At 48.7% G+C, this 16,181-nt stretch carries 15 protein-coding genes; 4 read left to right on the top strand and 11 right to left on the bottom strand.

What is annotated here, in order from left to right; all coding sequences use genetic code 11:
* Positions 1-180 precede the first annotated feature (180 nt).
* From ACEN86_RS14695 to ACEN86_RS14740, 10 genes are all read right to left on the bottom strand, one after another.
* Positions 181-2,532 (bottom strand): glycoside hydrolase family 65 protein, encoded by a 2,352-nt coding sequence (locus ACEN86_RS14695; protein WP_495631350.1) that lies wholly within the window; start codon positions 2,530-2,532, stop codon positions 181-183.
* Positions 2,533-2,595: 63 nt separating this feature from the next.
* Positions 2,596-3,690: a carbohydrate ABC transporter permease gene (locus ACEN86_RS14700; RefSeq protein ID WP_495631351.1), complete on the bottom strand. Its 1,095-nt coding sequence runs from the start codon at positions 3,688-3,690 to the stop codon at positions 2,596-2,598.
* Positions 3,691-4,773, bottom strand: coding sequence for a carbohydrate ABC transporter permease (locus ACEN86_RS14705; protein WP_495631352.1), 1,083 nt, complete (start codon positions 4,771-4,773; stop codon positions 3,691-3,693). It abuts the gene before it with no gap.
* A gap of 188 nt (positions 4,774-4,961) precedes the next feature.
* Positions 4,962-6,368: an ABC transporter substrate-binding protein gene (locus ACEN86_RS14710; protein ID WP_495631353.1), complete on the bottom strand. Its 1,407-nt coding sequence runs from the start codon at positions 6,366-6,368 to the stop codon at positions 4,962-4,964.
* 319 nt (positions 6,369-6,687) lie between these two features.
* Entirely contained in the window at positions 6,688-7,692 is a 1,005-nt protein-coding gene (locus tag ACEN86_RS14715; protein WP_495631354.1) for a LacI family DNA-binding transcriptional regulator, read from the bottom strand.
* A 169-nt stretch (positions 7,693-7,861) separates the two neighbouring features.
* The gene (locus tag ACEN86_RS14720) at positions 7,862-7,933 is read right to left on the bottom strand and encodes an excalibur calcium-binding domain-containing protein (RefSeq protein ID WP_495634312.1); all 72 of its coding nucleotides are present in this window, start codon (positions 7,931-7,933) and stop codon (positions 7,862-7,864) included.
* Between the two features lie 131 nt (positions 7,934-8,064).
* Positions 8,065-8,592: a DoxX family protein gene (locus tag ACEN86_RS14725; RefSeq protein ID WP_495631355.1), complete on the bottom strand. Its 528-nt coding sequence runs from the start codon at positions 8,590-8,592 to the stop codon at positions 8,065-8,067.
* A 293-nt stretch (positions 8,593-8,885) separates the two neighbouring features.
* The gene (gene mobA, locus ACEN86_RS14730) at positions 8,886-9,509 is read right to left on the bottom strand and encodes a molybdenum cofactor guanylyltransferase (RefSeq protein ID WP_495631356.1); all 624 of its coding nucleotides are present in this window, start codon (positions 9,507-9,509) and stop codon (positions 8,886-8,888) included.
* A 124-nt stretch (positions 9,510-9,633) separates the two neighbouring features.
* Positions 9,634-10,041 carry a nucleoside-diphosphate kinase gene (gene ndk, locus ACEN86_RS14735; RefSeq protein WP_495631357.1) on the bottom strand — a complete coding sequence of 136 codons (408 nt, stop codon included), beginning with the start codon at positions 10,039-10,041 and terminating at the stop codon, positions 9,634-9,636.
* Positions 10,042-10,106: 65 nt separating this feature from the next.
* Positions 10,107-11,186, bottom strand: a complete 1,080-nt coding sequence (locus tag ACEN86_RS14740; RefSeq protein WP_495631358.1) for an acyltransferase family protein — start codon at positions 11,184-11,186, stop codon at positions 10,107-10,109.
* 247 nt (positions 11,187-11,433) lie between these two features.
* Here ACEN86_RS14740 and ACEN86_RS14745 point away from each other — a divergent pair, with 247 nt between their 5' ends.
* The gene (locus ACEN86_RS14745) at positions 11,434-12,165 is read left to right on the top strand and encodes a Crp/Fnr family transcriptional regulator (RefSeq protein WP_495634313.1); all 732 of its coding nucleotides are present in this window, start codon (positions 11,434-11,436) and stop codon (positions 12,163-12,165) included.
* Positions 12,166-12,318: 153 nt separating this feature from the next.
* Here the strand turns inward: ACEN86_RS14745 and ACEN86_RS14750 are convergent, their stop codons facing one another.
* On the bottom strand, positions 12,319-13,794 hold the full coding sequence (locus ACEN86_RS14750) for a protein adenylyltransferase SelO (RefSeq protein WP_495631359.1): 1,476 nt from the start codon (positions 13,792-13,794) through the stop codon (positions 12,319-12,321).
* A gap of 191 nt (positions 13,795-13,985) precedes the next feature.
* Between ACEN86_RS14750 and ACEN86_RS14755 the strand changes: the two genes are divergently transcribed.
* The 3 genes from ACEN86_RS14755 (at position 13,986) to ACEN86_RS14765 (ending at position 16,178) form a co-directional block, all read left to right on the top strand.
* Entirely contained in the window at positions 13,986-14,732 is a 747-nt protein-coding gene (locus tag ACEN86_RS14755; protein WP_495631360.1) for a YqjF family protein, read from the top strand.
* A gap of 107 nt (positions 14,733-14,839) precedes the next feature.
* Positions 14,840-15,400 (top strand): PadR family transcriptional regulator, encoded by a 561-nt coding sequence (locus tag ACEN86_RS14760; RefSeq protein ID WP_495631361.1) that lies wholly within the window; start codon positions 14,840-14,842, stop codon positions 15,398-15,400.
* Positions 15,375-16,178, top strand: coding sequence for an alpha/beta fold hydrolase (locus ACEN86_RS14765; protein WP_495631362.1), 804 nt, complete (start codon positions 15,375-15,377; stop codon positions 16,176-16,178). Before ACEN86_RS14760 ends, ACEN86_RS14765 begins: the two co-directional genes overlap by 26 nt.
* Positions 16,179-16,181 lie beyond the last annotated feature (3 nt).

Below are 16,181 nucleotides of genomic sequence, written 5' to 3' on the forward strand. Positions count from 1 at the left end.
AACCTGATCATATAAACTGAATGTTTCTTAGAACTTGCTGTAAACTTAAGACAAACTTAATTCTGTGAATCTGAAGAAGGAAGCTTCGTCACTCTCCATGTCACTCGTCCTCTTTCTATGCGCAAAAAAACAGCCGTTCCCCGGTCAAATACCGGAAAACGGCTGCTGCATAAAGCTATTTCACTTATTAAGCGGGATTCTCACCGGCTCATTCCATGCTAATGTAAGGCTCTCTTCCTTGTGCCTAACCGTAAGTGACTCCCCTTCAAGAAGGGTATACTGAACGCCGCCGCCATCCACGAGGATCTCCAGCAGCGCGCCCCGGTTAACAATCCTGAAGCGGTAGCTCTCCCACTGCTTAGGCAGCACCGGATTAAATACCAAAGCGCCATCAATCAGGCGCATCCCGCCAAACCCGTTCACAATCGACATCCATGAACCGGCCATCGCCGCGGTATGCAGGCCATCCTTCGCATTCTTGTTGATATCATCCAGATCCATTCGAACCGTGCGGTCAAAATAGGAATAAGCGCTCTCCAATTCTCCAATCTCGGCGGAGACAATGCTGTGGATACAAGGTGACAAGGAAGAGTCGTGCGTCGTTAGCGGCTCGTAATAGTTATAATTGCGAACCTTCTCCTCCAAGGTGAACTTGTCTCCCAGCAGGAACATCGCAAGCACAAGATCAGCCTGCTTCAGCACCTGGTGGCGATAGATTACAAGCGGATGGAAATGGAGCAGCAGCGGATATTTGTCCGCAGGTGTGTTCTCGAAATCCCATTTTTGCTTACTTAGGAAAGTGTCATCCTGAGCGTAAATGCCCAGCTCCTCATCAAAAGGAATGAACATCTTATTCGCTGCCTCGAGCCAGACCTTCCGCTCTTCTTCCGTAAGATGAATGCGGCTGCACAGCTGCTCATACTGCTCCGGATACTCACTCTGTAGAAGTTCAGCGGTCTGATAAGCATAGTTAAGCTGGTCTTGAACCATGAAATTCGTATACGCATTGTTATTGACAATCGCTGTATATTCATCCGGCCCCGTCACCGCATCAATACAGAAGGCGCCGCCTTTGGCTGGATTGAAATGCCCCAGATCGACCCAGAAGCGAGAGGTCTCGAACAGGATCTCAGCGCCTTTGCTGACCAGGAATTCCATATCGCCTGTTGCAAGCACGTACTGCTTGATTCCATAAGCAATGTCTGCGTTAATATGCGCCTGCGCGGTCCCAGCCGGGAAGTAGGAGGAATTCTCCTCTCCATCAATCGTTCTCCAAGGATAGAGAGCTCCCTTCTGGGACATCACGGCTGCCCGCTCCCTGGCCTTATCCAGAGTGGCATACCGGAATTCCAGCAGAGATCGGCTGATCTGCGGCTGGGTATAAGTGAAGAAAGGAAGCATGTACATCTCCGTATCCCAGAAATAATGACCTTCATATCCTTCCCCGGTCAAGCCCTTTGCGCCAATATTGGTCAACCCGTCGCGGCCTACCGACTGCAGCAGCTGAAACGCATTGAACCGGATCCCCTGCTGAAGGGCGGGATCACCCTGAATCTCCACATCGGCATGTCTCCAGAATTCGTCCAGGAAAGCGGCCTGTTCCTGAAGAAGAGCCTCGAAGCCCGCCGCCGCGGCCATATCAAGCACCTGCTTTGTCCGCTCAAGGAGTTCAGCTTCCGGATAGTCCCTGGAGGTATGGTAAGAGATGAACTTCGATAGTGAAACGCTGTCCCCCTTAAGTAGGGGAAATGCATATTCCACCGTAAGACGTTCCTCTTCCTTCTTCTCGGTCACTTCAACATTTGAATTTGAACTTACTAAATGGCTCATCGCCGTTGCTAATGCAAACTCCGTATGCCGGGTACGCTGCTTCATGACCGAGAAATTCTCGTTATGCTCCATGCTCTCCATAATGAGGCTCGGCTGCGCACTGCCTGAACCCAGGCGCGGATCATCGGTCGCCTCCTGCTGCTCTATCCTGCCATCCATAGCCGAGGATAAGGTCACCGTTCCTTCAAAATTAAGCGCCGTAACCTCATAATCCACGGCTGCCAAATGCTTATGTGAAAGCGGCACCAATCTGCGGATCCGAATCCGCACCTGATGGCCAGCCGGAGATTCCCAATCCACCTCTCTCAGCAGGTAGCCTCGTCTCATATCCAGCTCGCGCTTATAGCTGAGAATTCTCCCTCTGTTCAGATGGAACTGCTCCCCCTCAACCTGAAGCTGAATAATCTGGGCATTGGTCACATTGAGCATCGCCTGGTTGCGTGAAGGGTATCCATAGGCCCCCTCAGGATATACAATCGGTTCCGAATCATAGAATCCATTCAGATAATTCCCGGTAACGGATGTACCTTCGCTGCCATGGAATCCTTCCTCGAAATTTCCGCGCATTCCAATATAACCATTTCCGGTAGCAAATAGACTCTCACTTCTCTGGTTGTTCAAATCATCGTAAGTATCCTCACCTAGGCTCCAGTCCGCATAAGGATAGAGAGGCTCCGGGTGTTCGTATGGTTTCATCTTCATCTAGTTGTACAGCCTCCTTGTCTTCCTTGATATCTGTAGCTGAATCCTTAACGGCTTAATTTATTATCCCTTAACCGATCCACCCATCAAACCTCTTACGAAGTACTTCTGAAGCAGGAAGAAAATAGCGAGCGGCATCAGCATGGAGATGAATGCGGCCGAGGTCAGCAAGTGCCAGTCGTTGCCTCTCGAACCTACAAGGTCCGCAATCTTCATGGACATGACCTGAACATTCGGCTGGTTCCCGATAAAGATCAGCGATACCAGATAATCGTTCCATACCCAGAGGAACTGGAAGATACCAATCGATGCGAGTGCAGGTACAGATAAAGGCAGAATGAGCTTGCTGAAGATCGTAAAGTGATTCGCACCATCCATGAATGCGGATTCGAACAAATCCTTAGGAAGCTGGCTGATGAAGTTGTACATGAAATACGTGACCAGCGGCAGACCGAATGCGGTATGAGCCAGCCAGATCCCGAGGTAGCTTCCGTTCAGTCCAAGGGAAGTATAATCCTTAAGCACAGGAATCAAGGCAACCTGGATCGGAATAACCAGCATCGCAATGATAATGACGAACAAGGTCTTGCGGCCCGGGAACCGGAGCCAAGCGAATGCATAGGCGGCAAAAGAAGCAATCAGCACTGGAATGACTGTCGCCGGAACCGCAATCGTCAGCGTATTCCAGAATGCCTGGGACAGCCCGGTACCTTTCTCGGTTGTCTCACCACCGTCTGCATTCTTAATGGTGTATTCCTTACCTGTGATTACATTCTTATAGTTGTCCAAAGTCATATCCGTGCTGGTTACCCAGCCCTGCTTCTCGACACTTACGACCCGAGCTCTGCGGTTCTCCCAGATCAGACGGCTGCCATCAACCTCTACACCTGCCTTGAGCTGGTCGTCTGTGTAAGTCTTGCCGTTAACCTCGATCGGTCCGCGCAGGTCTACATCTTTGGGCAGCTTGATGGTCTCCCCGGCTGCCTTCCACTCCTGGTGGGGCAGTACCTTCCACCATCCGGTCTGAAGAATATCCGCAGCTGGCCGGAAGGAAGAAATCAGGAGTCCTAATGTGGGAAGCAGCCAAAGCAGACAAATAAAGCCCAGTACAATGTTAACGATCCACTTGCCGCCTTTTCTTTTCTTCTTGAATGCCATTTAGAATCCCCCCTGCTTGCGGAACTGACGCAAGTTAATAAAGATTACAGGCAGGACAGCAATCAACAGCACGATGGCCAGCGTGGAACCATAACCGAAATTCCGGTACATGAAGAACTGCCGATAGAACTGTGTTGCCACTACCTCTGTATCGTATTGACCTCCCGTCATCACCATGACGACGTCAAATATTTTCAGCGTAAAGACGATAATCGTCGTTGTGACCGTCAAGATCGTTGTGGAGATAAATGGAATAATAATGCGGAAGAAAATTTTGATTTCACCGGCTCCATCGACGCGTGCCGCCTCAAGAATGTCATCAGGCACCCCTTTGATCGCCGCAGAGAAGATGACCATGGCAAATCCGGTTTGCATCCATATCAAGATAATAATCAGGAAAAAGTTGTTCCACGGCTGCAGCATGCTAGCCCAGGCTTGGGGCTCCCCGCCAAGCGCTACGACGACTGCGTTAAGCAGGCCGATCTGCTCATCACCAGGCTGATAGTAATAGACGAACTTCCAGATTACGCCGGCAGCCACGAATGAAATGGCCATTGGCATGAAGATAATAGATTTCGCGATTTTCTCATAGCTGCTTCGATCTGCAAGAATTGCAATCAGAAGGCCAAATGCTACACAGGCCAGGGTTCCCACGAACACCCATAACAGATTATTGCGAAGTGCCGTTGCCATCAGATGATCACTAAAAATAGCGATATAGTTCCCTAGTCCAACGAACTTATCGGAGGAAGCATTGAAAAAGCTCAGGTACAGCGTTCTTATCGCCGGCAGTACAAGCAGCCAGCCCAATATAATAACGGCAGGTCCAATAAATATAAACGGCAATATTTTTCTTCTGACATAGTCTGGATACTGCTCGGCTGCCCAGCTCAAGGTGTAATAAATCAGGTAGACGCCCAGAACACCCCAAAGGACCGCAAGAACAGCAGTAAGCAGCGGGTTAAGTGTCGAGTCACGGAAAAACTTAAAGATCAGCCCATTAATGACAATATTGGCGAGCAATACGCCAAAGGACAATAACACCGCCCTCATGCTGATTCTTTGCTTGGCTTGTGCATCCATAATTGATCCTCCTCAAAGTTTTGCGAAGCAAAACTCTCATCGTAAGCGTAAACTAAGTTTTGCTTAAGCAAAACTTTCTTCATAAGCATGGTAAGAGAACAAAAAGAGGGACAGTCAACCACTTTTCAAGCTGTCCCTCTTCCTGCCCAAAGCTCTCTATCCGCCTATACGGGCTTCAAGATTAATAGTTAGTTATTCCAGCCCGACTGGATCTGTTTGAGTGCATCATCCAGAGTAGCTGTACCACTTACATAGTCCGTCATGCCCTTCCAGAACGTACCTGCACCTACTTTACCAGGCATCAAGTCAGAACCGTCAAAGCGAAGTGTGGAAGCGTCTTGAACCAGCTTCGCCATACGGCGATCCGATTCAGATTGGTACCAGTCAAGGGAAGCGTCATTCATTGGTGCGATTACACCACCGGATTGAACCCAAGTTTTGATGGATTCACCTGTAGTGAAGAACTGCATTACCGCACGTACTTCCGGACGATCATTGAACATCGCATAGATATCACCCGCTACAAGTACTGGCTTGCCATATTTCTCATCAATTGGCGGTAGGTAGAACCAGTCGTAGTCTTGGTCGACTTTGGCTGTTGCAGGGAAGAAGCTGGTAATAAAGTTACCCATCAAGTTGAACCAAGCCTTCGGCGGGTTGTCGAACATTGGTTTTGGAGCATCCCCGAATGCGGTGGTTACGATCGACTTCGTTCCGCCGTATACATAATCTTTGTTCATCCAGATCTTGGACATCACATCAACCGCGTGCTTCACTTCAGGAGAGGTGAATGGAAGCTCGCCTTTTACCCATTTATCATAGTTCTCAGGTGTAGTTGTGCGAAGCATAATATTCTCAATCCAGTCGGTTGCAGGCCAGCCAGTTGCCGCACCGCTCTCGATACCGATCGCCCAAGCCGGATCTCCGTCCTTGGCAATCTGCTCAGTCAGAGCCATCATTTCGTCCCAGGTCTGTGGCACTTTGTAACCTGCTTCATCAAATTGCTTCTTCGGATACCACACCAAGCTCTTCACGTTACTGCGGTTCCAGATCCCCGCCATGATCTTGCCGTCTTTGCCGTCCATCATGGACATATCCAGCCAACTTTGGTTATAATTCTTTTTCATTTTGTCCTGGTCCAGCACCTTGGTCAGGTCTACAACTTTACCCGTCTTAGCAATGGAACTCAGAAGGCCTGGCTGCGGGAAGTCGGCAATGTCCGGAGCACTTCCGCCATCAACCCTAATGTTGATGGTCGCTTCGAATTCCTTGGAGCCTTCATACTGAATATCGATTCCTGTTTTGTCTTCAAAATCCTTAATGCTGCTCTCAAATTTCTTCTGGTCCGCATCCACGAACGGTCCGAACATAGTTACTTTTGTGCCTTTATATTCACCCTTCAACGCCTTATCCAGTTCAGCACCTGCTACAGCAGTTGTTGTCGTGGTCGTGTTGTTGTTGTTATTATTATTCGCATTCGTAGAAGCCGCAGGATCTGTTGGGCCTCCACCACTTCCGCAAGCGCTGAGCATCATAGTTAAAGATAAGCAGGCTACCATAAGTAGTGAAGCTTTTGTTTTTCCTGTCTTTTTCATCTTCGTATACATCCCCTTATTATTTGATAAAAAATAGCAGAGATAGTTCCTTCTATCGGTCCCAAGACCCGTCTGTCGGATCACCTCCTTGCAAGGCTGCTCAGCGTATAACACTGAGCTATATTTATAATGAGCTAATTACCAATATTTTGATAGAGCGCTTACATAGGTTCTGGAAAAAATGAACTTACCTTCTATAAAAAACAAACTTAAAGGTAAGTCCCCTAAATACTACTTCACTCTCCGGACAAATATGTCTGTGATACTCCAGATTGACCTAGTTTTGAAAAGCTTTTCAAAATAGCTGGGAATCCCTCAATTACTTCTCCCGGGACGACTCCCTGACAATCAGCCTGTGATTCATCTGCTCCCTCATGATCTCTACAGTCCCTGTAGTTACAAGTTCGTGCAGCTTCTCTGCAGCGCGGTAACCCAGATCGTAAGTCGGCTGAGCAATTGTCGTAAGCTTCGGTACGAACATGGCGGCCATTCGGAGATTATCGAATCCTACAACGGACACCTGACCTGGAACGAGGATACCCCGATCCTTTAAATAGGCGATGGTACCCATGGCGAATTCGTCCGCAACACAGAACACCGCCGTCAGCTCTGGATAGTCTGTAAATAGTTCATGAGCTGCCTGATAAGCGTGTTCAAAACGATGGGCCGCATACTTGATCTTGCCTGAATTCCGCTCCAGCCCAAATTCAGTGAGCGCCCTTACAAACCCTTGATAGCGTGGAGGTCCAGAGATGGAATCGTCATGATTGAACCCGATCATTCCAATCTCCTGATGGCCAATCTCGATAAGGAACTTAACCGCATCATAGGCGGCAGCCTCATCATTAATTTCCACAGAGGGAACGTCAAAATCATCTGAATGCGACGATACCAGCACGAATGGAATTCTGCATCCGACCAATTTCTCGTAATACTCCGGATACAGCACATCACTTGCGAACACTACTCCGTCCACTTGTTTCTCATGGAAATTGTCAATGTACGAGAGCAGGCGATTCTTATCCCGGTCTGTGTTGCAGATCATTAGACTATAACCCAGCTTGATGCATGCATCCTGCATTCCCCGGATCACTCCGGCAAAATACAAATTCTCAATATCCGGAATAAGCAGACCCAGTGTAAATGATTTCTTGTAAATCAGACCTCTCGCGAACGAATTAGGTTGATACTTAAGCTTCTCTACAGCCTCCAATACGCGGATACGCTTGCTCTCTACAACGGATTCCGGAGAATTCATTACCCTGGATACCGTGCTGATCGACACATCCGCCATCTTGGCTACATCTCGAATCGTTGGCTTCATTTTATTAACTTCCTTCTTTTTGAGAACCTTTTCAAGGTGATTATAACAAGGTTAAATTGGGATTGGCAAGACTTTTTTTAAAGCGCTTTCACAAATTTTTAAATTACTAGTTTGAGAGGTGTTACAGGCTGCTAAGAATAGCTGCCCCTAACACCTCTTCCTTACTCTGTTACTTCTCACATGCAATGCCATCGTTATCCCGGTCAAGAGCTTTCCGGTATCCCGGCTCTCCTCTTTTGATGAATCAGCCTGTTCATACTTTTAATTGCCTGGAATCAACAAAAGATCCGCAGCCATTTAACGGTCTGCGGATCTCTTGATCATTTAGTATCTCTAGGAGTATAACTCTTAATAGTTGTATTCCTGCAAATTTTAACGTTGTATTCCGTTTACCCCGCTGCCAGTACCCCGGTTGAACATCTTGCCAAACACTTTTCTGAGGTAAGGAAGTACATAGTAGTCAGCACCGAATTTACCAGCATTCGCACCAGCTACGACGATGAAGATTCCCAGCATGATCATCCATGGGTTGGTGCTTACGGTTCCCGCATATACGAACATGAAGTTCATCAACATTCCGAAGAATGCGGCCGCTGCTGTCAGGCATCCAAGAATGAGTCCAAGTCCTACCAGGAATTCACCCAGCGGAATTAATATATTAAACAACTTTGCATTGGGTATTGCGAAATGATTGAGGAATGCGACAAAGTTCGGATATACGAGATCGCCAGTTGCTTTATCCATAACCGGTTTAGCTACAGCACCTTTCAAGAAGCCACTTGCATCAAATCCACCCGTTAATTTATGCCATCCAGCGTTAATCCATTCCCACCCAACATAGATCCGAACAATAACCAACAGGACCGCTGCAATCTTGTTTTCTCTTAACCATTTAACCATCTTAACCATCTCCCTGTTCTTTATGTCTTTATTGTAGAGCCGGCGGGGAGGTGCTACTGTGAGATAGATCACACTTTTGTGATTTTTTTCACAATTATTTTTAATAGCTTTTACCCTGCAAAAAAAAGCAGCTGCGGCAAGTGTTTCCGCCGCAGCTGCTCCTTACGTCTCATGACATACAGTTGGTATCTTACCTCTTAATGATCTGCATATTCTACATTCATTGCTATATATTCATCTCTCGGTCTGTATACTCTCTCTATTGTCTACATAATCGATCTATGCAGTTTAGATTACCGCTCAACAGTCTGAATACTCCCACTCTCTACTGTACTGGCTCCAGCCTGTACCTGCTCCACTTCCGGCAGGCTTTGGATGAACTCCAGGCTGATCCCTCTCTCTTCAAAACCGTGCTCCAGCATATCCAAGGTATTAAGTCTGCGGATCAATGAAGCAGTTCGATTATCCCCATTATTCACGAGGGTCTGGATATGTCTCGCACAAGACTTGTCATACACCGCATGAAGCGGATGGCTTACCCCGCCAATCCATGGAATGGCCGCTTCATAGCCCTCCTCCTTACGCTCCAGCAGCAGTGACGCTGCCTGAGCGGAGATATAGGGCATATCGCTGCCTACGGCCCAAATACTTGGATGTGAGGAGAGGCTAAATCCTGCATACATTCCTCCCAAAGGTCCCCTTCCTCTATAAAAGTCCGTAATGATCCGAATGCTCGGATCGAGGATTTTCAGAAAGGGTCTTGGATCTGGAGTAGCTACGATGATCTCCTCACAAATTTGCTGCATCTCTCTGACTTGGATATGAATCAGCAGTTCACCCTGGTAAGGAAGAAGCGCCGCCATTTGCCCGTCTCCCTGTGTCTCGGAACTGCCTGCCAAGATCAATCCCGTTAACATGTGTATCTCCCCCTTTATTCAGATGGGTTAGTCAAGCTCTTTCTAGGCTCAAGTCCAAAAAAGGCATAAGCCCTGGTCAAATTCCAAGGCATTATGCCGTACATCTTCATTCATCTGCTAAGTTCTATTGACCGAAAAATACGGAGATTTCCCGTTCTGCACTCTCCGGGCAGTCTGAACCGTGAATCACATTGGCCTCAACAGAGGTACCGAAGTCTCCCCTAATCGTGCCCGGTGAGGCTTCAGCTGGATTAGTAGGTCCGATCATACTTCTCGAGAGCTGCACAGCATTCTCAGCTTCCCAGACCATAGCGAACACCGGCCCTGATGTTATATAGTCGACCAGTTCCTGAAAGAACGGCTTTGCACTCAAGTGGGAGTAATGCTGTTCAGCCATAGCACCGCTCATTACCAACTGCTTCGCATGAATTAGCTTGAATCCTCTGTGCTCGAACCGGCTCATAATATCGCCCACGATTCCCCGCTTGGTACCATCCGGCTTCACCATTACAAATGTCTGTGTTACTGCCATATGCTCATCTCCTTCGGATACTTTCTCATTTTAGTTCGTCTAAAACCCCTCATCTGTGCGCTAGGTCACAGCTTCTTCAGCATTCGGCTGGGGTGCCAGCGCACGGCAAGCTGACGCCCCATTCGAGTGAATCCGCCCAGATCCGGCTCAATTAACCACTTCGTTAATCGCCGGGTCTGTGGCATAGCAAGAATGACCGTTATGGACAGAATTGCTATGGCTAAAATGACGAGATCAGCTGGCTGACGAACATATTCATAAAGCCCTAAACGGATCCCGCTTCGTACGAACAAGCCGTGAAGCAGGAAGACATAGAGGGTTCTGGAACCCAAATTTGTAACTATCGAACGCTTCTGTGGAATGAGAGCAAGGAAAGTCAGGCTTCCAGCGGCTTGGAGCAAATACCAGCCGATTCTGGATAGAGCAGCAGCCGGGCCTCCTATGCCCATCTCGGCATAGGTGAATTTCCCGTACAGCCAGTCCGGTGTTCCATGCCATGCCAGCAGGGAGACCACGACAAGGAGAAAGATAGACAGTCCCCCCTGTATAAGACGGCTGGATCCGCTGCAGAAGGCCAGCAGCTTTCTTGGATGCACGGCATAACCGGCAGCGAAGAAAGGCAGAAATACAAACAAACGGGATAAACTGAGCCAGGAACCGTCACCGCCCAAATAACCGGCCAACACTCCCAGGGCTAAGGACATTAGAACAGGATGCTTGATCTTCAAAGCACACATAATCCGAAGCAGAACCCGCCAGCCGATATGGGCAACAAGGAACCACAGCATCAGGTAAGGGATAAAAAAGGAATGCTTCTGCTGAGGAACCTGAAAGAATACAACATCAAGCGTAGAGTATAAAGTCTGAAATATTACGTACTGGACGGCAATAGAGCATAGGGAAGCCCATCCATTTCGTCCAAGCAAATTATGCCTAGAGAAATACCCTGTCACAAACGCGAAGAGCGGGATATGGAAGATAAAAATCCAGGCATGCAGGTTCTCCATCATGCCAAACCGCCCCATAACAGGTTCAATTCCTGTGGCAATCACGACCAATAGAATCAGAATAAATCTTAGATTGAGCATCCAGGTATCATAATGGACCTCTGATAAGCTGCTGTCTTTCTCTTCTTGAATATCCATTTGGCATGTCTCCGTTTCTCTTCCTGGAAGAGGATTATCTCTGTATCTCTTCTTCCAAGCCTCCTATACCCGGAGTGTAACAAACGCCGAAGACCCGCAATATGATTGAAGTCACAGCCCGCCTGTGACCAACCTCATAGCTTTATCAGGGGATTTCTGAATAAAGATCAGTGGTTTCCCTGATAACGTTAAATTGATGATCAGGATATGATGTATTCAGACGAAACACAAGGAGGACGAACGGATGATGACCAAACAATTAGGAAGAGAAGCAGCAAGCCAAGATCAGGCGCAGGGGATTCGGCAGTTTTTTTCGGAGGAGAATTTCGCTAGATTGACAGGCATCATGTATCCCAAGAATGTTCACAAAGGTTCCAATCTTTTCTGGGAAGGGGATGCTGCAGATTACCTGTATTATGTTCGCAGCGGCCGTATCAAAGTAACCAAATCGGCGGACGACGGTAAAGAATTCACACTGTACCTTCATAACAAAGGTGATCTCATCGGTTATGGGGATGTATTGTCGGAATCCGTACATCTGCTCAGCGCGGAAGCTCTTGAGAATTGTGAACTCGGTGTTATTCAGCGCAAAGACCTTGAAGTACTGCTCTGGCAGCACGGGGATCTGGCAGTGGAATTCATGCGCTGGCAGGGGATGACTCACCTGCTCACCCAGACGAAGATGCGCGACCTTCTGATGTTCGGAAAGACTGGAGCTCTGTGCTCCCTGCTCATCCGTCTGAACAACTCGTATGGCCAAGCTCACGGCAAGCACCGCCGCCTGTCCATCAAGATCAACAACACCGAAATGTCGGATATGATTGGGGCTACTCGTGAGAGTGTGAACCGTATGCTTAGCGATCTGAAGAAAGACGGTATCATCGATATCGAGGAAGGCCATATCGTAATCTACGACCTAGAACATCTTCGTGACGTGTGTCACTGTGATAACTGTCCGGCACATATCTGCCGGGTGTAGTCCAGATCCGCCCTAACCTGGAAGTTCGGTCTCATCCAAAGTTCGTTCGTCTGCGAATACCTGTTCATAGCTATACCAAAAAGCACCTTCAACTTCGAGTTGGAGGTGCTTTTTGGTATTTGGTAGGGTATCACTCAGGCTACGCCCTGATATTCAGGTGCCGCAAAAGGTCCGGTAAGGCCGGTTCGAGGGCTCCGGCAGAGTGGTGTAATCAAGCTGTTCAGAAGAATAGGAGTACGGATCCGCAAGAACCTCAAGAAGCCGCTCCATCACACTGTAGTCTCCCCCAGTCACCGCGGCCTGAAGGGCTTCCTCTACCCGGTGGTTGCGCGGAATCACGGCTGGATTGCTGCTGCGCATCAGTGCCTGGGAGGAAGCGCTGTCTCCCGGCTGTCTGCCCAGTCTTGCCTGCCACTTCTCTTCCCATCCGGCATATCCCTCCAACCCGTACAGAGGATTCTCCTCCTGCTTGCCTAGAGTTAAAGCCCGGAATGTATTGGTGTAATCGGCACGATACTGCTTCATCATATCAAGAAGCTCCTGGATTAGTGCTTCATCTCCGGGCTCTTCGTTAGAGATCCCGAGCTTGCCCCTCATTCCAGCCATCCAGTGACCATGATACAACTCTCTAAAATTATATATCTCGGCTTCAGCCATCCGTACCGCTTCCTCCCTGTCGCTGTGCAGCAGCAGGAGCAATGTTTCGGCAAATCTAGCGAGGTTCCAGGCAGCAATCTGCGGCTGGTTACCATAGGCGTAGCGCCCTTGCTGGTCAATCGAACTGAATACGGTCTCCGGGTCATAAGAATCCATGAAGGCACACGGTCCAAAGTCGATGCTTTCGCCGCTGAGTGCCATGTTATCCGTATTCATTACTCCATGAATAAAGCCGACAAGCTGCCACCTTGCAATCAGCTCAGCCTGCCTCTTAACTACTTCCTGGAGCAGGCTCAAATAACGATGATCATCCGAACTCACTTCCGGGTAGTGTCGCTCCAAGGTATAGTCAGCCAAAGCTTGAAGCTCGTCTGATGTTCCCCATGCTGCAGCATACTGAAAGGTACCTACCCGCAGATGACTCGCAGCAACGCGGGTCAAAATGGCACCCGGTTGCTCCGTCTCCCTGAACACAGGCTCACCTGTTGTCACTACCGCAAGGCTTCGGGTAGTTGGAATTCCAAGCGCATGCATGGCCTCACTAATTATGTACTCCCTCAGCATCGGCCCAAGAGCGGCCCGTCCGTCTCCTCGGCGGGAGTAGGGCGTTCTGCCTGAGCCCTTGAGCTGAATATCGTAACGCTCACCGGCTGGGGTGATCTGTTCACCAAGCAGCACGGCCCGCCCATCGCCGAGCTTCGTGAAATGCCCGAATTGATGTCCTGCATAAGCCTCAGCAATCGGCATAGCCCCATCCGGAATCCGGTTACCGGCGAGTACCTCGATCTCTTCTTCTCCCCGAAGGGCTCGAATATTCAGCCCCAAGGCATCAGCAAGCGGGCCATTGACTGCAACTAATTTGGGCGCTTGAACAGGTGTAGGGTTAACTACCGTGAATAGAGATTCCGGCAGACGAGCATAACTGTTATCCAGATTCCATCCTGCTTCCGGTATCGCATTCTTTTCTGTCATGTGTATCTCCTTTTCCAGGCATTCTAATATAGTCGCTCTCTATACTCAAGAATACTAATAGGCCCTTGTAGTGTGATCTTCTGCTTATATATTATACCCGCTACCTTGGTGAAGGCTAACGCCTCCCCTGATTTTTAAATGGGTAATAAGAGATGAACGAACCAGCAATTGACTATAAGGAGGAAGACTTCATGAACAATCGAACCATCCTGCAGCACAACGATCATCGTCCAATTCCGTTCCCTGACGGGCCCTGGGTCATGAAGCAAGTATGGAGGAATCTGTTGTTCGCTCACTGGCCAGTACAGGAAGATGATCTTCTTCCCTTTATTCCATCGGGCCTTAATCTTCAGCTTTTTGAAGGAAGGCCGTGGATAAGTGTATCTCCATTTCTCATAGATCCGCTCCGGTTAAGAGGGCTGCCTCCCATCCCGCTAACCCGCCGCCTGCTTGAGTTAAATGTTCGTACTTATACCGAATATCAAGGCAAACCCGGTGTCTTGTTCTTCACGCTTGAAGCCTCCAACCCCTTAGCCGTCGGCGCCGCTCGTGCTGCCCACCTGCCGTATCACCATGCCAAGATGCATGCCAGCTTTGACGATAGCTCTGTAACTTATCAGAGTAAAAGACAATTATCCGGACATGAGGCTGAATTCAAAGCCCTATATGGTCCGGCTTCTCCTTCTATCTTTCATGCCCAGCCAGGTTCACTTACACACTGGTTAACCGAGAGATACTGCTTATACACTTCTGATGCAAAAGGACAGCTTTACAGCGCAGATATCCACCACCTTCCATGGCCACTACAGGAGGCCCGGCTTGAGCTCCAGACCAATACTTTAACCCCTGCCCTTGGACTTAAGCATGCTTCTGAACCATCTGTGGTTACTTTCACAGAGCGGCTTGATGTCCTTATCTGGCCGATAAGGAAGCTCTAACAGCCTTCTAATGAAGAAGCCCATTAATAGGCCAGAAAGATTATTCTTGAATATACCTATTAGGTATATTACACTTGAATTACTTTCCAATCAGGAGGGAATACAAGATGGTCTATGTCATTCTGGGACTCTTGATGATTCGAAGGCTGTCCCAATATGATATCCGAAATGTGCTTAAGCAGAAGGTGTCGCCTTTTTTCAGCGCTAGTCTTGGAAGCATTCAGGCCGCTCTGAAGAAGCTGGAGGACCAGGATCATATTGAATGCCATGAAGTAACCGAGAATGGGCGAAGAAAGAAGATCTACTCCATCACCGAGTCCGGGACACAGTACTTCATGGAATGGATGTTGTCCGGGGTTGCGCCAAGCCGTCTGGAGCAGGATGTGACTACCCGGCTGTTCTTCCTGGGGTTAATTCCCCATGCAGATCGTCTAATCGTTCTGAACAAAGTCATTGACCAGCTTAAATCGTCTGTTCATGAGTTTGAGGCCGCCTTTGTGGAGGCTAGGCAGAAGGTCATCCCCGTACATCTCGAAGAGATTGCTACCTATCAACTCAAAACATTGGAGCTCGGGCTTTATTATCACCAGAGTATGCTGGCATGGTTCACGAAATTGGCCAAAGAATTGGAGGCTTCGCCAAATGGAGAACACGAAAGAAACACGTAAGCTGAATTTCAAGGATACGGAGTATTCCTATCTTTGGTTCCCGGCCGAGGGAAAAGAAACCATGGTGCTGCTGCATCCAGCCTTTGCCGACCATACGATCTTCGAGCAGCAGATCGCCCATTTCAAGATGAGCTATCAGCTGATTGTTCTTGACCTCCCGGGCCATGGCAGACATTCACTCCCAAGCTCCAAGATCACCATGCAGGATGTGCCGGAGCTTCTGCACCAAATCCTGTCCGCCCATCACATCCGTGATGGCCACCTAATGGGGGTGTCCATGGGATCACTTGTCGCCCAGGCCTTTGCTGATCGTTACCCGGATAAGGTCAAGTCGGTAATTATAGTCGGCGGTTACTCCATACATAAAGCGAACGGGGATATATTAAAGGGACAACGACGAGAAGGCCTAAAGTGGCTGCTCTACATGCTGCAGCCCATGAGGAAGTTCAGGGAATATGTGACTGACGTGTCCTGTTATACCGCTGAATGCAGGGCCTTGTTTGCGCAAGGGAGTCAGCATTTTAACAGGCGGTCTTTCCGGGCCATGGCCGGGATGAACACTTTTTTCGTTAACAAAGATACGCCTGTGCCTTATCCCCTGCTCATTGTCGTTGGTGAACATGATCTCCCCCTTATTCTGAGCGCTTCACAAGAGCTTCACCAATTAGAAATGCATTCCAAGCTCGTGCTTCTTCAGGGAGCAGGACACTGTGCGAATGCGGATACGCCCTATGAATTTAACAAGGCGGTTGAACTCTTCTTATCGGAGCTTCATTAGTCC

It is taken from the genome of Paenibacillus sp. Paensp111, from assembly GCF_059492195.1.

Excerpts from the sequence above, each read along its gene's own strand:
- ACEN86_RS14695 (WP_495631350.1), bottom strand. The coding sequence starts at position 2,532 with ATGAAGATGAAACCATACGAACACCCGGAGCCTCTCTATCCTTATGCG.
- ACEN86_RS14700 (WP_495631351.1), bottom strand. The coding sequence starts at position 3,690 with ATGGCATTCAAGAAGAAAAGAAAAGGCGGCAAGTGGATCGTTAACATT.
- ACEN86_RS14705 (WP_495631352.1), bottom strand. The coding sequence starts at position 4,773 with ATGGATGCACAAGCCAAGCAAAGAATCAGCATGAGGGCGGTGTTATTG.
- ACEN86_RS14710 (WP_495631353.1), bottom strand. The coding sequence starts at position 6,368 with ATGAAAAAGACAGGAAAAACAAAAGCTTCACTACTTATGGTAGCCTGC.
- ACEN86_RS14715 (WP_495631354.1), bottom strand. The coding sequence starts at position 7,692 with ATGAAGCCAACGATTCGAGATGTAGCCAAGATGGCGGATGTGTCGATC.
- ACEN86_RS14725 (WP_495631355.1), bottom strand. The coding sequence starts at position 8,592 with ATGGTTAAATGGTTAAGAGAAAACAAGATTGCAGCGGTCCTGTTGGTT.
- mobA (WP_495631356.1), bottom strand. The coding sequence starts at position 9,509 with ATGTTAACGGGATTGATCTTGGCAGGCAGTTCCGAGACACAGGGAGAC.
- ndk (WP_495631357.1), bottom strand. The coding sequence starts at position 10,041 with ATGGCAGTAACACAGACATTTGTAATGGTGAAGCCGGATGGTACCAAG.
- ACEN86_RS14740 (WP_495631358.1), bottom strand. The coding sequence starts at position 11,186 with ATGGATATTCAAGAAGAGAAAGACAGCAGCTTATCAGAGGTCCATTAT.
- ACEN86_RS14745 (WP_495634313.1), top strand. The coding sequence starts at position 11,434 with ATGACCAAACAATTAGGAAGAGAAGCAGCAAGCCAAGATCAGGCGCAG.
- ACEN86_RS14750 (WP_495631359.1), bottom strand. The coding sequence starts at position 13,794 with ATGACAGAAAAGAATGCGATACCGGAAGCAGGATGGAATCTGGATAAC.
- ACEN86_RS14755 (WP_495631360.1), top strand. The coding sequence starts at position 13,986 with ATGAACAATCGAACCATCCTGCAGCACAACGATCATCGTCCAATTCCG.
- ACEN86_RS14760 (WP_495631361.1), top strand. The coding sequence starts at position 14,840 with ATGGTCTATGTCATTCTGGGACTCTTGATGATTCGAAGGCTGTCCCAA.
- ACEN86_RS14765 (WP_495631362.1), top strand. The coding sequence starts at position 15,375 with ATGGAGAACACGAAAGAAACACGTAAGCTGAATTTCAAGGATACGGAG.